Here is a 19,233-nt window from a genome sequence, read left to right on the forward strand (position 1 = left end):
ATAGTCAAAAATCAGCGCGTTACCTATTTCACATCATCTGAATCGTCGGGCGGATTCACGCGCCCCTGACGTCAGGCGTGCAATGGCATTAAAGGGAAAAAGTCGATCGGTTGATTCAAATTATATTATTATCATTCACCAAATCCATCTTTGAGAAAAAACACGTAACAGCAGGAAGTTGAAAGCAAATGTTATTAAGCCCAACTTTTGAGCGCTCTTTCTTGCGCCCTCGATACTGGCTGCTTTGGATCGGTCTCGGCATACTCTATTTGTTAGTTCTTCTCCCCTACCCGCTTATTTATCGCCTCGGCCATCTGCTCGGCAGAATCGCCAAACGCTTTATGCCACGTCGGGTAAAAATAGCCCGACGGAATCTGGAACTGTGCTTCCCCGACATGCCCGCAGCGGAACGCGAAGCCCTGGTGACCCGCAACTTTGAGTCGGTCGGCATGGGTCTGTTTGAGGTCGGCATGGCCTGGTTCTGGCCCGACTGGCGGATTTCCCGCTGGTTTGCCGTCAGCGGCCTGGAAAATATGCAAAAAGCGCGCGAAAACGGCAGGGGCGTCCTGCTGATCGGCATGCATTTCCTGACGCTGGAACTGGGCGCACGCATCTTCGGCATGCAGAACCCGGGCATCGGCGTGCATCGCCCGCATAACAACAAGCTGATGGAGTATGTACAGACCTGGGGCCGCCTGCGCTCCAACAAATACATGATCGACCGTAAGGACGTAAAAGGCATGATTCGCTGTCTGAAACAGGGCGAAATCATCTGGTACGCGCCGGACCATGACTATGGCCGGCAGAGCAGCGTGTTTGTGCCGTTTTTTGCCGTGCCGAACGCCGCCACCACCACCGGCACCTATCTGCTGGCGCGCATGGGCCGGCCCGCCATCGTACCTTTCGTGCCGCGCCGTCTGCCGCACGCCAAAGGTTATGAGCTGATTATTCAGCCGCCGCTGGACAATTTTCCGCTGGATGACGACACCAAAGCGGCCGCCTACATGAATAAAGTGGTAGAGGAGCAGGTTTTACTCGCCCCTGACCAGTACATGTGGCTGCACCGCCGTTTCAAGACGCGCCCCGCAGGCGAAGCGTCCCTTTACTAGTTTGCTGATTGCGCCGTTTCACAAAAAGGCGCAATCAGCCGGCTAAACCAGTCCGCAAAGGCGCTGAAACGCGCCGTGCGCTGGCGACGGTGCGGATACAGCAGCGCAAGATTCATCGCAGGCGCGCGCGCCTGCGGTAAGACTTCCACCAACTGTCCGGCATCCAGATAGTGCTGCACGTCAAAACGCGGGATTTGAATCAGCCCCATCCCTGCCAGACAGCAGCCGATGTAGTTTTCCGCATTATTCACCGTCACCCGGCTGGGCAGCGCTTTCTCCTGCGCCGCGCCATCCTGTCGCCACTGCCAGACGTTCGCGGTCATCAAATTCGGCTGAGCATAGCCCACCACCCAATGCGCAGTCAGCTGTTCGGTTCGCAGCGGAACGCCCTGCCGCTGCAGATACGCCGGGCTGGCGCAGTTGATCATGCCCAGTTGCCCCAGGCTCTGGCCGATCAGGCTACTGTCGTGCAGCTCGCCGACCCGCACAACGCAGTCCACGCCTTCCTGCACCAGATCGATATGGCGATCGCTGGAACTGAGAAACAGTTGAATATCGGGGTAACGGGTAAAGAAGTCCGGCAGCGCCGGCACGATGATGCGCCGCGCAATGCGGCTGGGCACATCCACCGTCAGACGGCCGCCGATCGACGCATCCGGCGGCAGAAAAAGCCGATCCAGCGCCGCTATCTCATCCAGCAACATGCGCGCGCGTTCCAGCAGGCGCTCGCCGTCGCTGGTCAGCTGCACCCGTCGCGTGGTGCGGTGGAACAGCCGGGCGCCCATCTCGCTTTCCAACTGTTGGATCGCCGAGGACACCGTAGTTTTCGGCATCAGCATGATTTCCGATGCGCGCACAAAACTGCCCACTTCGGCGACCTGGATAAATACCCGCAGTCTCCCTATTTTATCCACCGGCGCCTCACGCTGCGGCTGCGGCGTCACGCCGCAGCCAGGTTGAACGATATCGTCAATTAACGGGTAGTATAGCCGCCGTTGGCGAACAGCGTTTGCCCGGTGATCCACCAACCGTCGGTCACCAGGAATTTCACGATCGGCGCAATATCTTCAATATCGGTCAGGCCGGTTTTGGAGAACTTGCTCAATGCCGCCGCGCTGCGGTGATAGGCTACCGCTTCCTCGCTTTCCTGCCCGTAGAAGAACGGCGTATCCATAGGGCCAGGACCGATGGCATTGACGCTGATCCCCCGCTCGCCGAACTCTTTCGAGGCGGCGCGGGTGAAGTGTTCTACCGGCGCCTTACTGCCGGGATACACCGCATAAAACGGCGTATAGGCCGCCAGCAGCGAACTGACAATGGTGACAATCCGGCCGTTATCCGCCAGATGTTTCCCCGCCTGCTGAATAAAGAAGAACGCCGCCTTGGCATTCACGTCAAAGCTGGTGTCGTAATCCGCCTCGGTCACTTCGGCGATCGGCTTTTTAATCACCAACCCGGCGGTATTGATCGCGATATCCACCTTGCCGAACGCGCTCACCGCCTCTTCAAACAGCCGGGCGACGTTGTCCGGCCGGGAAAGGTCGCCCTGTACGGCGATCGCCTGCGCGCCTGCGGCCTTGACCGCCGCCAGCGTCTCTTCCGCCGCCGGGCGGCTGCTGTCGCTGTTATAGTGCACCACGACCGCCGCCGCGCCGTTTTGCGCCAGATCGCGCGCCACCAGGCCGCCCAGGTTCTTTGCCCCGCCGGCAATCAGGACCACTTTGCCATTAAGAGATTGACTTCCCATAACCATAAACTCCTTTAGTGAAGGTGCCGTTGAGTATAGGAAGTCTTATCGCGCAGATAATCAGCGAAAATCGGGATGCACTGTCCCGCTTTTTCGTTTAATCATGGCAAATGCACAGAGCGTGATCCCCCGCCCGATCTTCTCCCTGCCAGCCGCTACACTAACCAATCACGCTCTGCAACAGTTGCCGGGCGTAACCATTTTATCAGCGCCCTCAGGCGGTGGGGGCTGAAGATAATCCGAGGGCAATACCATGCAGATTCAACCCTATCTGTTCTTTAACGGTAACTGCGAACAGGCGATTAATTTTTATGTCGAGCAACTGGGCGCCAGGCTGGAAATGCTGATGCGCTATAAAGATCTGCCCGCCGAGGCGAAACAGGACGACATGCCGGAGGTAGACCCGCAGGCGGTAATGCACGCGCACCTGCTGATTGGCGACGGCGCGCTGATGGCTTCCGACGGCTGCCCGCAGGAAGACGGCGACAACGGCGCGCACCGGGGCTACTCGCTGTCGCTGAACCCCAGCAGCGTGGAGCAAGGTAAAGAAATTTTTAACAAACTGGCGCAGGGCGGCACGGTCACCATGCCTTTTCAGCCTACGTTCTGGGCCAAAGGTTTCGGCATGCTGACCGACCAGTTCGGCGTCAACTGGATGATTAACGTGGAATAAGCCCATAGGCCTGCAGCGGGCGTCAGCGCGAGTGATGCCAGCTGTAGGCCGCCATGGCGAACAGCACAAACAGCAGCGTAAACAGCAGCAGCGCCAGCCGCCAGTAAGGCGATTGCCGCCGGCGCACGGCGATAGCCATCATCACGGCCAACGCTCCCAGCGTCAGCGGATAATAGACCGACAACGTCAACAGCGTAATGATAATGTAGTCCGACACCTTGTCCCCCTTCCTGTATTAATCAGTTAACTTGTACTAAATTTATTCCTTCCACGTCCGCCCGTTCATTCGGCCGGCGGGCAGGTTTCAACGCGCATCGCCCAACGTTTTGTTCGCATTAATCACTACCCGAAAATCAGGATGATATGACGCCACCGTCCTCAGAGTCAGCAAAGTCCAGAACTTCGCCGTTGCTGTTTCAAGCCGCCGTGTTCGTGGTGATCGTCGTCGTTACGCTGATCGTGTTTAACGTCTGGCAGAGCTGGCATGCCCGCAAACTCGATCTGCAAAGTGCGGATAACGGCACCTCTAATCTGGCGCGCTCGCTGGCGCAGCATGCCTACGACACCTTCAAGCAGGTGGATAACGGCCTGCTGGATTTGAAAGAACGCGCCGAACACGACGGATTTGGCGCTCCGCAACAGCGTCGCCTGCAAAAAGTGATGCATGACCAGGTCACCAATTCGCCGCAGCTGCACGGCAGCTTTATCTTTGACGCGCAGGGGCGCTGGGTGGTGACCTCGTTCGGCCTGACCGGCGCCCACGCCAATAACGGCGACCGCGCCTATTTCCAATATCATAAGAACCACAACAATAATAACTTCTATATTGGCAAAGTAATCCGCAGCCGCTCCACCGACGATCTGGTGATCCCCATCTCACGCCGGCTTAACCACCCGGACGGCAGCTTTGCCGGCGTGGTGCTGTCGACGCTGTATGTCGATTATTTCCGCAACTTTTACGATGACTTCGCCCTTGAGGACAACGATGCGCTCAGCCTGCTGCTGGCGGACGGCACCATTTTGTACCGCCGCCCTTACGCGCCGAATAACATCGGCAAGAACGTCGCCCTCGGGGTGCTGTTCCGGCAGATTCTGCCGTATTCGGCGTTCGGCAACGCCACGCTGGTGTCGCAGTTTGACGGCGTGGAGCGTATTTACGGCTACTCCCGCGTACCGCATTACCCGCTGGTGATCGCCGCCGGGCTGTCGAAACACGATGTACTGAGCAGTTGGCGCAAGGACACCGGCCTGTTCGCCCTCGGCGGCGGCATACTGCTGGCGATATTGCTGGCGCTGGGCATGGCGCTGATCCGGCAAATCAACCACAGCCTGCAGACGGAGGCGGAACTGGTGCGCACCCGCGATCAGCTTACGCAGATGAACCAGACGCTGGAGGAGCTGGCGCTGCTGGACGGCCTGACCGGGCTAGCCAACCGCCGCCGCTTCGATATGGCGCTGGCCAACCATATCAATCACGCCGTACGCTATCAGCGCGATCTGGCGCTGCTGATCCTGGATATCGACTATTTCAAACAGTACAACGACATCTACGGCCACGTCGCCGGCGACCGCTGCCTGCAGCAGATCGGCCGGCTGCTGAAAGAGATGCCTAACCGCGTCGGCGATCTGATCGCGCGCTACGGCGGTGAAGAGCTGACGATCATCCTGCCGGATACCGATCTGGCAGAGGCGATGAGCTGCGCCAAACGGGTGCTGGCGCATGTGCGCCGGCTGCAAATCCCTCACGAAGGCAGCCCGCTGGGCCTGATTACCGTCAGCATCGGCGTCGCCATTCAGGCTCCCGGCGACGCCGACAGCACGCCGGTCGCGCTGATCAAACAGGCGGATGCGGCGCTCTATCAGGCCAAGAAAAACGGTAAGAACCAGGTGTGTCACGCCTGAGGCGGCGCCAATAACAACGGGGCCACAACGGCCCCGCGTAAGGAGAGAAGCGGCGCTTACTGCGCCTCTTGCTGCGGGAAGTCGCCCTGCTGCCGCGCCACCAGCGTTAAAATGCTGTACAGCGCCACCGCCTGCTGATGCTGATTCAGCACCTGCACATCCCACACCACCACGCCGTGCGGCCTATCCTCCGCACTTTTCTGCGGCTTGCGGATCTTTTTCTTGCAGGTCAGCCGCACCTGAATGGTGTCGCCGATCTTCACCGGCTCGATAAAGCGCAGATTTTCCATGCCGTAGTTGGCGATCACCGGCCCGACGCCCGGGTCGACAAACAGCCCCGCCGCCGCGGAAACCACAAAGTAGCCATGGGCCACGCGCTCGCCGAACAGCGACTCCGCCGCGCCGAGTTTATCCATATGGGCATAGAAATGGTCACCGCTCAGACAGGCGAAATTGACGATATCCGCCTCGGTGACCGTACGCCGCGCGGTCAGCAGGCTTTCGCCGATCGGCAGCTGTTCAAAATACTTGCGGAACGGATGAACCGGCGATTCCAGCGCCTCGGCGCCGCGCACCCACTCTTGGCCGATCGCCGCCAGCATGCTCGGGCTGCCCTGCAGCGCGGTACGCTGCATATAGTGCTTCACCGCCCGCAGGCCGCCCAGCTCCTCGCCGCCGCCGGCGCGTCCCGGCCCGCCGTGCATCAGCATCGGCAGCGGCGAGCCGTGGCCGGTGGACTCTTCCGCCGCCGCACGGTCCAGCACCAGCATCCGTCCATGGGCGCAGGCGGCGGCGCGGATAAAGCGCGTCGCCACGGCGGCATCGGCGGTGACCAGCGAGCCGGCCAGGCTGCCTTGCCCCAGCAGCGCCAGCTCAATCGCCTGCTCGCCGCTGTCGTACGGCATCAGCGTAGCGACCGGGCCAAAGGCCTCAATATCGTGCACCGCGCTGTTACGCAGCGGCTCGGCGCAGTACAACAGAGTTGGCGGGTAGAATGCGCCCTGGCGATCGTCATCGCCCTGCGCGCTGAATGACTGCAGGCTGGCGCCGCATAGCGGTTCACAACCGTTGTGCAGCAGCAGTTCAACTTTCTGCTGCACATCATCCCGCTGCTCCAGGCTGACCAGCGCCCCCATCCTGATCTGCTCCAGCCGCGGGTCGCCAACCTTCACCGCGGCCAGGCGCTGCAACAGCGCCTGTTTCACCGCCTCAACCTGCGTCGCCGGCACCATCACCCGGCGGATGGCGGTACATTTCTGCCCCGCCTTGCTGGTCATCTCACGGCAGACTTCTTTAATAAACAGCGCAAACTCCGGCATCTCCGGCGTCACGTCCTCTCCCAGCACGCAGCAGTTCAGCGAGTCGGCCTCCATGGTGAACGAAATCGATTTTTCCAGCAGCCGCGGGTGGGCGCGCAGCTGCCGGCCGGTCTGCGCCGAGCCGGTAAAGGTCACCGCATCCTGATAGTCCAGATGGTCAAACAGATCGCCGACGCCGCCGCAAATCAGCTGCAGCGCCCCGTCCGGCACCAGACCGCTGTCGATAATCAGCTGCACCATCGCCTGCGTCAGCTGCGCGCTGGCGGTGGCGGGTTTCACAATCGCCGGCATACCGGCCAGCCAGGTCGGCGCCAGTTTTTCCAGCATGCCCCAGCAGGGGAAGTTGAAGGCGTTAATATGCAGCGCCACGCCGGGGCGCGAGGTCAACACGTGACGCGCCATAAACTGGCCCTGTTTCGATAACGGAATCGGCTCGTCTTCCGGCCACAGCGTGTCGTCCGGCAGCTCGCGCCCGGCCAGGCCGGCGTAGGCAAACAGCGTAGCGATGCCGCCTTCAATATCCACCCAGCCGTCGCTGCGCGTCGCGCCGGTCTGGTAGGAGATCTCATACAGCGTCTCTTTATGCGCCAGCAGATACTTCGCCACCGCCTTCATCATCTGCGCGCGCTGCTGGAAGGTCATCGCCGCCAGCGCTCGGCCGCCCTGCTCCCGCGCATAGTTCAGGCTGTCGGCCAGCGGCAGCCCCTCAGAGCAAACCTGATACAACGGCTCGCCGGTGAGCGCGTGACGGATCTCGCGAGCCGGCCCCTGGCCGTGTAGCCAACGCCCCGAGAGGTAACTGTTCAACTGCTGCATGCGGCTTCTCCTGAATTCATAAAGTGACGTCATAAAGCGTAATTACGTATCACATATTTTCCAGTCATCGCCAAGTTAAAATTTAACAAAAAACAAACAACGGGAGTGTAAAGCTGGCCGTACGTCAGCATCCGTGCGAACTTACGGCACAAAAAGTAAATACAAATCAATAAAATAAGAAAATTAGTTGTGAAGGCCGTCGCAAAACCCTAAGAACCTTGTTTGATCTTTAGGTTATCAACTTGTAGCTTTATGGTTATTAAAGTGATTCACATTTTTATTGTTCACTTTAAAAATACGAATCATCAATGAGGTAACCATGACCACCGACGCACAACATCAGCAGCATTTCGACGCCAAGCTGGCCGCCGATATCTCCATCGAGGCCAAAGACTGGATGCCGGACGCCTACCGGCAAAACCTGATCCGTCAGATCGGCCAGCACGCGCATTCGGAAGTGATTGGCATGCTGCCGGAAGCCAACTGGCTGACCCGCGCCCCGACCCTGCGGCGCAAAGCGGTGCTGCTGGCCAAGGTGCAAGACGAAGCCGGCCACGGCCTCTACCTGTACAGCGCCGCCGAAACGCTGGGCTGTTCGCGTCAGGACATCTACCAAAAGATGCTCGACGGCAAGATGAAATACTCCTCCATTTTTAACTACCCGACGCTGAACTGGGCCGACGTCGGCGTGATCGGCTGGCTGGTCGACGGCGCGGCCATCGTCAATCAGGTGGCGCTGTGCCGCGCCTCTTACGGCCCGTATGCCCGTTCAATGGTGAAAATCTGTAAAGAGGAGAGCTTCCACCAGCGTCAGGGCTATGAGGCGGTGATGGCGCTGGCGCACGGCAGCGAACAGCAAAAGGCCATGCTGCAGGACGCCATTAACCGTTTCTGGTGGCCGGTGCTGATGATGTTCGGCCCCAGCGACAACGACTCTCCGCACAGCGCGCAGAGCATGGCGTGGAAAATCAAACGCCACAGCAACGACGAGCTGCGGCAGAAGTTTGTCGACAACACCGTTCCACAGCTGGAAGCGCTGGGCATGACCGCCCCCGATGCGGATCTGGCCTGGGATGAGGCCAGCGGCCACTACCGCTTCGGCAACATCGACTGGAGCGAGCTGTTCCAGGTGATCAAGGGCCAGGGCCAGTGCAACCACGAACGCCTGCAGGCCAAGCGTCAGGCTTGGGAAAACGGCGCCTGGGTGCGCGAAGGCGCCATGGCGCATGCCGAAAAAAACCGCACGCGAGCGGCTTAACAAGAGGATTCTTCCATGACTCACGCCGAATGGCCGCTGTATGAAGTATTTATCCGCAGCAAACAAGGACTGGCGCATCGTCACGTCGGCAGCCTGCATGCCGCCGACGACCGGATGGCGCTGGAAAATGCCCGCGACGCCTACACCCGGCGTAACGAAGGCTGTTCCATCTGGGTGGTGCAGTCCTGCCACCTGATCGCCTCGCAGGCCGAAGACCGCGACGCCTTTTTCGATCCGTCGGAGGACAAGATCTACCGCCACCCGACGTTTTACACCATTCCCGACGGCATCAAGAACATGTGAGGCGGCCATGACGCAACGCGATCCCCGTATTACCTATCTTTTGCGTCAGGGCGATACGCCGCTGATTCTGGCGCAGCGCCTGTGCGCCTGGTGCGGCCACGCGCCGGAGCTGGAGATCGATCTGGCGCTGGCGAATATCGGCCTCGATCTGCTCGGCCAGGCGCGCAATATCCTCAGCTACGCCGCGACGCTGATCGGCCCCGAATGCAGTGAAGACCAGTTGGCCTTCGGTCGCGACGAGCGCGAATTCCATAACCTGCTGCTGGCCGAACAGCCAAACGGCGGCTTCAACGATACGCTGGTGCGCCAGTTCCTGCTGGATGCCTACCACCTGCTGCTGCAGCGCGAACTCAGCCGCAGCCGCGATCCGCAGCTGGCGGCCATCGCCGCCAAATCGCTGAAAGAAGCGGAATACCATCTGCGCTTCAGCCAGGGCTGGATGATCCGCCTCGGCGACGGCAGCGAAACCAGCCATCAAAAAATTCAGCAGTCGCTGGATGCGCTGTGGCGCTTTACCGCCGAACTGTTCCACGCCGATGACACCGAGCTGATGCTGGCCGAACAGGGCATCGCCGCCGATCCGCGTCAGCTGCAGGCGCCGTGGCAGGAACTGGTGAACGATACGCTGCGCCAGGCGACGCTGACGCTGCCGGAGCAGCCGGCGTTCCGCCTCGGCGGCAAACAGGGCCAGCACAGCGAGCACCTCGGTTTTATCCTCGCCGAGATGCAATTCCTGCAGCGCGCCTACCCCAACTGCAACTGGTAGCGAGGTGACTGATGATCCTCCCCCACTTGGAGCCCGCCGAAATCCCGCAGATCTGGCACTGCCTACAGCAGATCAGCGACCCGGAACTGCCGGCGCTGTCGATTACCGATCTGGGCATGGTGCGCAAGGTGGAGCGCGACGGCGACGGCTGGCGCATTATCTTTACGCCAACCTATTCCGGCTGCCCCGCCAGCGAATTTTTGCAGGACGCGATCAAACAGCGGCTGGCCGCCGCCGGTTTCAGCCCGGTGACGGTCGCCATCCGGCTCGATCCCGCCTGGACCACCGACTGGATGAACGCCGACGCGCGCGCCAGGCTGCGCGCCTACGGCGTCGCGCCGCCGCAGGGCCATACCTGCGATAGACCGGACAGCCACGGCCCGGTGCAGTGCCCGCGCTGCGGCAGTGACAATACCGAGAAAATCAGCGAGTTCGGCTCCACCGCCTGCAAAGCGCTCTACCGCTGCTGCGCCTGCCGCGAGCCGTTCGATTATTTCAAATGCATCTAGGAGCGCAGAACATCATGACGGTTTTTCATCGCCTGAATGTCGCCGCTATTGAACGCGAAACGCCGGACGCCGTCGCCATTACCCTGCGCGTGCCCGACGAACTGAAAAGCGCCTACCGCTATACCCCCGGCCAGCACCTGACGCTGAAAGCCAGCCTCGACGGCGAAGAGCTGCGCCGCTGCTACTCCATCTGCAGCGCGCCGCAGGACGGGCTGCTGCAAATCGGCGTCAAGGCCATTCATCAGGGGCGTTTTTCCTCATTTGTCAATCAACGGCTCAAGGTCGGCGACGCGCTGGAGGTGATGGTGCCGCAGGGGCGCTTCGGCTACCAGCCGCAGGCGGAGCGCCACGGCAACTATCTGGCCATCGCCGCCGGCTCCGGCATCACGCCGATGCTGTCGATTATCAAAGCCACGCTGCTGCTGGAACCGGACAGCCAGTTCACGCTGATCTACGGCAACCGCAGCAGTCGCTCGGTGATGTTCAAAGAAGCGCTGTCCGATCTGAAAAACCGCTACCCGCAACGCTTCCAGCCGCTGTACCTGTTCAGCCAGGAGAGTCTGGACAGCCCGCTGCTCAGCGGCCGCATTGACCGCGAACGCCTGCAGGCTATCGGCGCCACGCTGCTCGACTACCGCGACTATCAACATGCGTTTATCTGCGGCCCGGAAGCGATGATGGACGACGCCCACAGCGTACTGGAGCAGGCCGGCATTCCGGCCGGGCGCATCCACAGCGAACGCTTCAACACCAGCGGCGTCAGCGCCAGACCGGCCGATGCCGCCAGCCGCAACGCCACCCGGGTGGCGATTCAGCTCGACGGTCGCCGGCAGGAGATCGACGTCACGGCGCAGGACGACAGCATTCTCGACGCCGCGCTGCGTCAGGGGGCGGACCTGCCCTACGCCTGTAAAGGCGGGGTCTGCGCCACCTGCAAATGCAAGCTTACCGCCGGCGAAGTCGAGATGGGCGTCAACTACAGCCTCGAGCCGGACCAGCTGGCCGCCGGTTACATCCTCAGCTGTCAGTCGTGGCCGAAAGGCGACGGCGTGACGTTGGATTTCGACGTTTAGGAGCCGCCGATGACTACCCCCTGGATATTGCACGAGCGGCAGGGTCGCGTTCTTACCCTGACGCTGCACCGCCCGGAGGCGCGTAACGCGCTCAGCACCCCCTGCCTGCAACAGCTGATCGAACGGCTGGAACAGGCCGAGGCCGACGACGACACCGGCGCGGTGGTGATCGCCGGCGGCGCGCGTTTTTTTGCCGCCGGCGCCGACCTGCGTGAACTGCAGCAGCAAGATCTGCCCGCCACCCTGCGTGACCCGCGCCCGCTGCTGTGGCAGCAATTGGCCCAGTTCAGCAAGCCGCTGCTGGCGGCGGTCAACGGCTATGCGCTCGGCGCCGGCTGCGAGCTGGCGCTGGCCTGCGACATCGTCATCTGCGGCGAAAGCGCCCGCTTCGGCCTGCCGGAAATCACCCTCGGCCTGATGCCGGGCGCCGGCGGCACTCAGCGGCTGATTCGCTGCGTCGGTAAATCCCGCGCCAGCCAGATGGTGCTGAGCGGCGAGGCCATTGATGCCCGCCTGGCGCTGCAGAGCGGACTGGCGAGCGAGGTATGCGTCGACGCGCTGACGCTGGAGCGCACGCAGCAGGTGGCTGCACGTATAGCGCAACAGGCGCCGCTGGCGTTGCGCGCCGCCAAACAGGCGCTGCGCCAGGCGGAGGAAACCGGGCTGACGCAGGGGCTGGCCATGGAGCGCCAGCAGTTTGCCGCGCTGGCCGCCACCGAAGACCGCCGTGAAGGCATTGCCGCCTTCTTCGAAAAACGTACCCCACACTATAAAGGGCGCTGATCCATGGACAACAACCTGATTCTCACTCACCTCGACGCCGGCGTACTGACCATCACGCTGAACCGCCCCGACCGGTTGAACAGCTTTAACGATGAGATGCACCACCAATTGGCGGAAGCGCTGACTCTCGCCGAACGCGACGAGGCGGTGCGCTGCGTCCTGCTGACCGGCGCCGGACGCGGCTTCTGCGCCGGGCAGGATCTGAACGATCGCACCGTCAACGCCGACCAACAGGCGCCGGACCTCGGCCTGTCGGTCGAGCGTTTCTATAACCCGCTGATCCGCCGTCTGACCGCGCTGCCCAAACCGATCGTCTGCGCGGTGAACGGCGTAGCCGCCGGCGCCGGCGCGGCGCTGGCGATGGCCTGCGATATCGTTATCGCCGCCGACAACGCCAATTTTATCCAATCTTTCTGCAAACTCGGGCTGGTGCCGGACTCCGGCGGCAGCTGGTTCCTGCCGCGTCTGGCAGGCCACGCGCGCGCAATGGGCATGGCGATGCTCGGCGATAAAATCAGCGCCCGTCAGGCGCAGGAGTGGGGCATGATCTGGCAGGTGGTGGACGGCAGCGAACTGGAGGCCCATACCCGGGCGCTGGCGCGCCATCTGGCGACCCAGCCGACCTACGGCCTGGGGCTGATCAAAAAAGCCATCTACAGCGCCGCCACCAACACGCTGGACCAACAGTTGGATCTGGAGCGCGACCTGCAGCGCCTTGGCGGCCGCAGCGACGACTATCGCGAAGGCGTCAGCGCATTCTTCGCCAAACGCCCACCGGTCTTCAGCGGAAAATAATCATGAACGCAATTCCCCTTACCTCACCCGTTGCGGTGATTGGCGCGGGCACCATGGGCATCGGCATCGCGCAGGTGGCCGCCGCCGCCGGGCATCCGGTCACCGTGTTCGATATTGACCGCGCCGCCGCCGAGCGCGCCTACGAGACACTGAGCCAGCGCCTGATGCGCCGGGTCGAGGCCGGCAAGGCGGATCGCCGCGCCAGCGAACAGCTGCTGGCCCGCATCCGCATCGCCGAGGCGCTGGAAGAACTGGCCGACAGCGCGCTGGTGATCGAGGCCGTAGCGGAAAAGCTGGCGGTCAAACAGAGCCTGTTCCGCGAGTTGGAAGCGATTTGTCCGGCCGACACGGTGTTCGCCAGCAACACCTCATCGCTGTCGATTACCGCTATCGCCGCCGCGCTGCGCCACCCGCAACGCATGGCCGGCATGCACTTTTTCAATCCGGCGCCGCTGATGCAGCTGGTAGAGATCGTCACCGGGCTGGAAACCAGCGCCGCGACGTGCGATCGCCTGAGCCAGCTGGCGCAGCAATGGGGCAAACGACCGGTTGTGTGCCGTTCGACGCCGGGCTTTATCGTCAACCGCGTCGCCCGGCCGTTCTATGCCGAAACGCTGCGGGCGCTGGAGGAGCAGCTCGCCGATGCGGCGACGCTGGATGCCGTGCTGCGCGACGCCGGCGGCTTCGCCATGGGGCCGCTGCAGCTGACCGATCTGATCGGCCAGGACGTTAACTTCGCCGTTACCCAATCGGTGTTCGACGCTTTCTTCAACGACACGCGCTTCACCCCGTCGCTGTTGCAGCAGGAGCGGGTGGCCGCCGGCCATCTGGGGCGCAAAAGCGGCCGTGGTTTTTACCGCTATGGCGACGATGTCGATGCACCGCAGGCCAGCTACGCCGCTGCCGCTAACGCCGGCCCGGCTGCTCGGGTCACGCTGCACGGCGACTGGTCGCCGCTGGCGGATTTCGCCGCGCTGCTGACGGAAAATGCGGCGTCGGTCAAACAACCCGGCCAGACCAGCCCGCTGGCGATGATCGATGATGTTACTTTTATGTTAACAAATGGTAAGTCAGCCAGTCAGGTCGCCGAAGACATCGGCACGCCGGTGGTGCTGTTCGATCTGTCAGCCGACTACCGGCAGGCAAATACCCTGGCGATCGGCTGCGCGGCGCAAAACAACCCTCAGGACAACGCCAAAGTGATTCAATGCTTGCAGTCGCTGGGCAAACGGGTCATCACACTGCCGGATTATCCCGGTCTGCTGGTGATGCGCACCGTCGCCATGCTGGTCAACGAGGCACTGGACGTGGTCAACAAAGGCATCGCCAGCGCGGCCGATACCGATAACGCCATGCGTTTCGGGGTTAACTATCCGCGCGGGCCGCTGGCCTGGGGACAGGCGCTGGGCTGGAAACAGATCCTCGCCACGCTGGAAAACCTGCAGCGCTTCTACCTTGAAGAACGCTACCGCCCGATGCCGCTGCTGCGCCGCTGCGCCGCCGGTCACGCCCTTCCCCCTTCAGGAGCCGAACAATGAACGCCAATACGCCGCGCGCGCTGGCGCAACGCTGCGCCGAACATATGTTTCAACAAGACAGCTGCGCCCAGGCGATGGGCATGCGTCTGGATGCGGTCGACTGCGGTTTTGCGCAGGTCAGTATGGAGGTCGGCCAGCAGATGCTGAACGGTCACCGCACCTGCCACGGCGGCCAGCTGTTCAGCCTGGCCGATACCGCCTTCGCCTACGCCTGCAACAGTCAGGGGCTGGCGGCGGTCGCCGCCGGCTGCAGCATCGACTTTATCCGCCCGGCGCTGGCCGGCGACCGGCTGATCGCCAGCGCCGAAGTGCGCCATCAGGGAAAAACCACCGGGCTGTACGACGTGGAAATTATCAACCAACAGGGGAAAACCGTGGCCTGGTTCCGCGGCCGCGCCCATCGCCTTGGCCATCAGGTCCTGGAGGAACAGCCATGAACCACGCCTTCATCTGCGACGGCGTACGCACGCCGATTGGCCGCTACGGCGGTGCGCTGGCGACGGTGCGCGCCGACGATCTGGCCGCCCTGCCGCTGCGGGCGCTGATGGCGCGCCACCCGCAGGCCGACTGGACGCAGGTTGACGATGTGATCCTCGGCTGCGCCAACCAGGCCGGGGAAGATAACCGCAACCTGGCGCGCATGGCGCTGCTGCTGGCCGGGCTGCCGCAGAGCGTTTCCGGCACCACCATCAATCGTCTGTGCGGCTCCGGCCTGGACGCGCTGGCAATGGCCGCCCGCAGCATCAAGGCCGGCGAAGCCCATTGGGTGCTGGCCGGCGGTGCAGAGTCGATGACCCGTGCGCCGCTGGTGATGGGCAAGGCCGACAGCGCCTTTAGCCGTCAGGCGCAGCTGTTCGACACCACCATCGGCTGGCGTTTCGTCAACCCGCTGATGCAGCAGCAGTTCGGCACCGACTCGATGCCGGAAACCGCCGAAAACGTCGCCGCACAGTTCAACATCAGCCGCGCCGATCAGGACGCCTTCGCCCTGCGCAGCCAGCAGCGCGCCGCCAGGGCGCAGGCCGCCGGCATTTTGGCGCAGGAAATCGTGCCGGTCAGCATTGCGGGGAAAAAAGGTGCGCTTATCCAGGTCAGTGACGATGAGCACCCGCGCCCTGAAACCTCGCTGGCGCAACTGCAGGCGTTGAAAACCCCGTTCCGCCAGCCCGGCACCGTGACCGCCGGCAACGCGTCCGGGGTTAACGACGGCGCGGCGGCGCTGATCGTCGCCTCGGAGGCAATGGCGCAACAGCAGGGGCTGACGCCGCGCGCGCGCATTGTCGCCACCGCCGCCTGCGGCGTGGAGCCGCGTCTGATGGGCATCGGCCCGCTGCCGGCCGCCCGCCGGGTGCTGGAAATCGCCGGGCTGAGCCTGGCGCAAATGGACGTGATTGAGCTTAACGAGGCGTTCGCCGCCCAGGCGCTGGCGGTGCTGCGCCAGCTCGGCCTGCCGGACGACGCCGAGCAGGTCAACCCCAACGGCGGCGCCATCGCACTCGGACACCCGCTGGGCATGAGCGGCGCCAGACTGGCGCTGGCCGCCATGCACGAACTGGAACGGCGGGACGGCCGCTATGCGCTGTGCACCATGTGCATCGGCGTCGGTCAGGGCATCGCCATGATTATTGAACGCGTCCAACACTGAGGCCAAAATAATGACAACCAATCCCCAGCCCCTCGACACCATTGAATTCGCCTCGCGCGATGAGATTGAAGCACTGCAGCTACGGCGCCTGAAGTGGACCCTGAACCACGCCTACCAAAACGTGCCGATGTATAAACGCAAATTCGATCAGGCCGGCGTCCACCCTGACGATTTACGCCAGCTGAGCGATCTGGCGCTGTTCCCCTACACCACCAAACAGGATCTGCGCGATAACTACCCGTTCGACACTTTCGCCGTGCCGATGGAACAGGTGGTGCGCATCCACGCCTCCTCCGGCACCACCGGACGGCCGACGGTGGTGGGCTATACCCAGCGCGATATCGACAACTGGGCCGACATCGTCGCCCGCAGCCTGCGCGCCGCCGGCGCCACGCCGCGGGATAAGGTGCACGTCGCCTACGGTTACGGCCTGTTTACCGGCGGGCTGGGCGCCCACTACGGCGCAGAGCGGCTGGGGGCGACGGTGATCCCGATGTCCGGCGGCCAGACGGAAAAGCAGGCGCAGCTGATTCTCGACTTTAAGCCCGACGTGATTATGGTCACCCCGTCCTACTGCCTGACGCTGATTGACGAGCTGGAGCGCAAGTTGGGCGGCGACGCGCGCGGCTGCTCGCTGCGTATCGGCGTGTTCGGCGCCGAGCCGTGGACCGAAGCGCTGCGCCATGAAATAGAAAGCCGCATGGGCATCAAGGCGCTGGATATTTACGGCCTGTCAGAAGTGATGGGGCCAGGCGTGGCGATGGAGTGCGCCGAAAGCGGCGGCGGCCCCACCATCTGGGAAGACCACTTTCTGCCGGAAATTATCGACCCGGACAGCGGCGCGCCGCTGGCGGACGGCGAGCACGGCGAACTGGTGTTCACCACGCTGACCAAAGAGGCGCTGCCGGTGATCCGCTACCGCACCCGCGATCTGACCCGCCTGCTGCCGGGCGACGCGCGCCAGATGCGGCGCATGGGCAAAATCACCGGTCGTTCCGACGATATGCTGATCATCCGCGGCGTCAACGTCTTCCCGTCGCAGCTTGAAGAGCAGATTATGCAGTTCGAGCAGCTGTCGCCCCATTATCAGCTGCAGGTCAGCCGCGCCGGCCACCTGGATACGCTCGCGGTGCGGGTGGAACTCAAAGAGTCGGCGCTCAGTCTCAGCCACCAGCAGCGCTGCGATATCTGCCATCAGCTGCGCCACCATATCAAATCGATCGTCGGCGTCAGCACCGACGTCAGCATCGCCAACTGCGGCGATATTCCGCGCTCGGAAGGCAAGGCGCAGCGGGTGGTCGACCTGCGTCCCCGCTGACGACGCCGACGCCAGGGATGGCGCCGCCGCTGGCAGCCGCCGGGGGATATGGTAATGTGGTGAGTCACCGTAGCCTAACTCGTGGAAAAATATGGAACAAAAACTGGATGACTTTATCCACCATGCTTTAGAGGCTCAGCCGATTAGCGGCACGTCGCTGATTATTTCCCTGTATGGCGATGCGCTGAGCCATCGCGGCGGCGAAGTGTGGCTGGGCAGCCTGAGCGCCCTGCTGGAATCGATGGGGTTTGGCGATCGCTTTGTGCGCACCTCGGTATTCCGGCTGCAAAAAGAGGGCTGGCTCGACGTGGAGAAAATCGGCCGCCGCAGCTATTACCGTGTAACCGAACAGGGCATGCGCCAGTTTCGCCACGCCGAATCCAAAATTTACCTGAGTGAACAGCCGGAATGGGACGGCAAGTGGGAGCTGTTGCTGCTGGAAACGGCGGAAAAAAGCGAGCGCGCGCGGCTGAAGAAGGAGCTGGGCTGGCTGGGGTTCGGCCAGTTGGCCAGTAACCTGATGGCGGCGCCGACGCACGCGCAGACCGACGTCACTGCCCTGCTCGGCGAGCTGAACGCCAGCGAACAGGTGATCTACTTCCGCGCCGACTACCCCTACGCCCGCTCCGAAACCACCCTGCGCCAGCGGGTGGCCGACTGCTGGGCGCTGGAGCAGGTCGCCGGTTATTACCATGAGTTTATCGTCTCTTTTCGCCCGCTGATGGCGCTGCTGCGCGAGGCGGACGACGCGGTGCTGACGCCCCGGCGCTGCTTCCAGATCAAGCTATTATTAATTCACTTCTTCCGCCGCGTGGTGCTGAAAGACCCGCTGCTGCCGGATGCGCTGCTGCCCGCCCAGTGGGAGGGACAAATCGCCCGCAACCTGTGCATCAATATTTATCAGCGCGTCGACCGCGCCGCGACGGAGTATGTCAGCGCGCTGGCGGAAACCACCATCGGCGCCCTGCCGGCGCCCGCCGCCGGCTATTACCGGCGCTTTGGCGGCCTGCCGCGCGATAACGTCACCTATTGAGGAGTAGCCACATGCCTGTGTATCAAATTGACGGCCTGACGCCGGTGGTCGACCCCAGCAGCTATGTTCACCCGACGGCGGTGCTGATCGGCGATGTGATTATCGGCAAAGGGGTGTATATCGGCCCCAACGCCAGCCTGCGCGGCGACTTTGGCCGGCTGGTGATTGAGGACGGCGCCAATATTCAGGACAACTGCGTGATGCACGGTTTCCCGCAGCAGGACACGGTGGTGGAACAGGATGGTCATATCGGCCACGGCGCCATCCTGCACGGCTGCCGCATCGGCCGCAACGCGATGGTCGGCATGAATGCGGTGGTGATGGACGGCGCGGTCGTCGGTGAAAACACCATCGTCGGCGCCTGTTCGTTTATCAAGGCCGCGGCGGTGTTCGACGCCAATAAGCTGGTGCTCGGCAGCCCGGCGCGGGTGCTGCGCGAGCTGAGCGAACAGGAGCTGGCCTGGAAACGCGTCGGCACCCAGGAGTATCAGGATCTGGTGACGCGCTGCAAAACCACCCTGCGGGAAGTCGCGCCGCTGAGCGAAGCCGAGCCAGACCGCCAGCGCCTGACCTTCGGCGATCGTCTGGTGCCGAAAAGCCAGCTGTAATCCGCCGGCGGGGTTAACGCTGACCCTGCCGCCACGGA

20 protein-coding genes are annotated in these 19,233 nt (G+C 62.7%); 16 read left to right on the plus strand and 4 right to left on the minus strand.

Features of this window, described 5'->3' with window-relative positions:
- The first annotated feature begins 188 nt into the window (after positions 1-188).
- Complete coding sequence (locus TAN611_RS14820) at positions 189-1,109, plus strand: Kdo(2)-lipid IV(A) acyltransferase (protein ID WP_111736828.1); 921 nt, start codon at positions 189-191, stop codon at positions 1,107-1,109.
- On the opposite strand, the gene TAN611_RS14825 is transcribed toward TAN611_RS14820, so the two are convergent.
- Together TAN611_RS14825 and TAN611_RS14830 are read right to left on the minus strand one after the other, a co-directional pair.
- Positions 1,106-2,023 (minus strand): LysR family transcriptional regulator, encoded by a 918-nt coding sequence (locus TAN611_RS14825; RefSeq protein WP_203067789.1) that lies wholly within the window; start codon positions 2,021-2,023, stop codon positions 1,106-1,108. The genes TAN611_RS14820 and TAN611_RS14825 overlap by 4 nt on opposite strands.
- A gap of 59 nt (positions 2,024-2,082) precedes the next feature.
- Entirely contained in the window at positions 2,083-2,856 is a 774-nt protein-coding gene (locus TAN611_RS14830) for an SDR family oxidoreductase (protein ID WP_105231728.1), read from the minus strand.
- A gap of 253 nt (positions 2,857-3,109) precedes the next feature.
- On the opposite strand from TAN611_RS14830, the gene TAN611_RS14835 reads away from it, so the two are divergent.
- On the plus strand, positions 3,110-3,529 hold the full coding sequence (locus tag TAN611_RS14835) for a VOC family protein (protein WP_105231729.1): 420 nt from the start codon (positions 3,110-3,112) through the stop codon (positions 3,527-3,529).
- A 22-nt stretch (positions 3,530-3,551) separates the two neighbouring features.
- Here TAN611_RS14835 and TAN611_RS14840 read toward each other — a convergent pair whose 3' ends face one another.
- Positions 3,552-3,746 (minus strand): hypothetical protein, encoded by a 195-nt coding sequence (locus TAN611_RS14840; protein ID WP_105231730.1) that lies wholly within the window; start codon positions 3,744-3,746, stop codon positions 3,552-3,554.
- Between the two features lie 146 nt (positions 3,747-3,892).
- Between TAN611_RS14840 and TAN611_RS14845 the strand changes: the two genes are divergently transcribed.
- A complete protein-coding gene (locus TAN611_RS14845) occupies positions 3,893-5,431 on the plus strand; it encodes a GGDEF domain-containing protein (protein ID WP_105231731.1) in 1,539 nt (512 codons plus the stop codon).
- A gap of 56 nt (positions 5,432-5,487) precedes the next feature.
- Here TAN611_RS14845 and paaZ read toward each other — a convergent pair whose 3' ends face one another.
- Positions 5,488-7,566, minus strand: coding sequence for a phenylacetic acid degradation bifunctional protein PaaZ (paaZ, locus tag TAN611_RS14850; RefSeq protein WP_203066646.1), 2,079 nt, complete (start codon positions 7,564-7,566; stop codon positions 5,488-5,490).
- Between the two features lie 319 nt (positions 7,567-7,885).
- On the opposite strand from paaZ, the gene paaA reads away from it, so the two are divergent.
- The 13 genes from paaA (at position 7,886) to paaY (ending at position 19,195) form a co-directional block, all read left to right on the plus strand.
- Positions 7,886-8,824 carry a 1,2-phenylacetyl-CoA epoxidase subunit PaaA gene (gene paaA, locus TAN611_RS14855; RefSeq protein ID WP_111736826.1) on the plus strand — a complete coding sequence of 313 codons (939 nt, stop codon included), beginning with the start codon at positions 7,886-7,888 and terminating at the stop codon, positions 8,822-8,824.
- A 15-nt stretch (positions 8,825-8,839) separates the two neighbouring features.
- Complete coding sequence (paaB, locus tag TAN611_RS14860) at positions 8,840-9,127, plus strand: 1,2-phenylacetyl-CoA epoxidase subunit PaaB (protein ID WP_105231734.1); 288 nt, start codon at positions 8,840-8,842, stop codon at positions 9,125-9,127.
- Positions 9,128-9,134: 7 nt separating this feature from the next.
- Complete coding sequence (paaC, locus tag TAN611_RS14865) at positions 9,135-9,893, plus strand: 1,2-phenylacetyl-CoA epoxidase subunit PaaC (protein ID WP_105231735.1); 759 nt, start codon at positions 9,135-9,137, stop codon at positions 9,891-9,893.
- A gap of 11 nt (positions 9,894-9,904) precedes the next feature.
- Entirely contained in the window at positions 9,905-10,402 is a 498-nt protein-coding gene (gene paaD, locus TAN611_RS14870) for a 1,2-phenylacetyl-CoA epoxidase subunit PaaD (RefSeq protein WP_105231736.1), read from the plus strand.
- 14 nt (positions 10,403-10,416) lie between these two features.
- Complete coding sequence (gene paaE / locus TAN611_RS14875; protein WP_203066647.1) at positions 10,417-11,475, plus strand: 1,2-phenylacetyl-CoA epoxidase subunit PaaE; 1,059 nt, start codon at positions 10,417-10,419, stop codon at positions 11,473-11,475.
- Positions 11,476-11,484: 9 nt separating this feature from the next.
- Complete coding sequence (paaF, locus tag TAN611_RS14880; RefSeq protein ID WP_105231738.1) at positions 11,485-12,258, plus strand: 2,3-dehydroadipyl-CoA hydratase PaaF; 774 nt, start codon at positions 11,485-11,487, stop codon at positions 12,256-12,258.
- A gap of 3 nt (positions 12,259-12,261) precedes the next feature.
- The gene (gene paaG, locus TAN611_RS14885; protein ID WP_105231739.1) at positions 12,262-13,053 is read left to right on the plus strand and encodes a 2-(1,2-epoxy-1,2-dihydrophenyl)acetyl-CoA isomerase PaaG; all 792 of its coding nucleotides are present in this window, start codon (positions 12,262-12,264) and stop codon (positions 13,051-13,053) included.
- A 2-nt stretch (positions 13,054-13,055) separates the two neighbouring features.
- Positions 13,056-14,591, plus strand: coding sequence for a 3-hydroxyacyl-CoA dehydrogenase (locus TAN611_RS14890; protein ID WP_105231740.1), 1,536 nt, complete (start codon positions 13,056-13,058; stop codon positions 14,589-14,591).
- Positions 14,588-15,028: a hydroxyphenylacetyl-CoA thioesterase PaaI gene (paaI, locus tag TAN611_RS14895; protein ID WP_203066648.1), complete on the plus strand. Its 441-nt coding sequence runs from the start codon at positions 14,588-14,590 to the stop codon at positions 15,026-15,028. The genes TAN611_RS14890 and paaI overlap by 4 nt, the downstream gene beginning before the upstream one ends.
- Complete coding sequence (gene pcaF, locus TAN611_RS14900; RefSeq protein WP_203066649.1) at positions 15,025-16,236, plus strand: 3-oxoadipyl-CoA thiolase; 1,212 nt, start codon at positions 15,025-15,027, stop codon at positions 16,234-16,236. Before paaI ends, pcaF begins: the two co-directional genes overlap by 4 nt.
- A 10-nt stretch (positions 16,237-16,246) precedes the next feature.
- A complete protein-coding gene (gene paaK / locus TAN611_RS14905; RefSeq protein ID WP_197949866.1) occupies positions 16,247-17,554 on the plus strand; it encodes a phenylacetate--CoA ligase PaaK in 1,308 nt (435 codons plus the stop codon).
- A 91-nt stretch (positions 17,555-17,645) separates the two neighbouring features.
- Positions 17,646-18,587 carry a phenylacetic acid degradation operon negative regulatory protein PaaX gene (gene paaX / locus TAN611_RS14910; protein ID WP_105231744.1) on the plus strand — a complete coding sequence of 314 codons (942 nt, stop codon included), beginning with the start codon at positions 17,646-17,648 and terminating at the stop codon, positions 18,585-18,587.
- 11 nt (positions 18,588-18,598) lie between these two features.
- The gene (gene paaY, locus TAN611_RS14915) at positions 18,599-19,195 is read left to right on the plus strand and encodes a phenylacetic acid degradation protein PaaY (protein WP_105231745.1); all 597 of its coding nucleotides are present in this window, start codon (positions 18,599-18,601) and stop codon (positions 19,193-19,195) included.
- Positions 19,196-19,233 lie beyond the last annotated feature (38 nt).

Origin of the sequence: Serratia sp. Tan611, assembly GCF_905188235.1 — a bacterium.
Taxonomy (GTDB): Bacteria; Pseudomonadota; Gammaproteobacteria; order Enterobacterales; family Enterobacteriaceae; genus Serratia_B; species Serratia_B rhizosphaerae.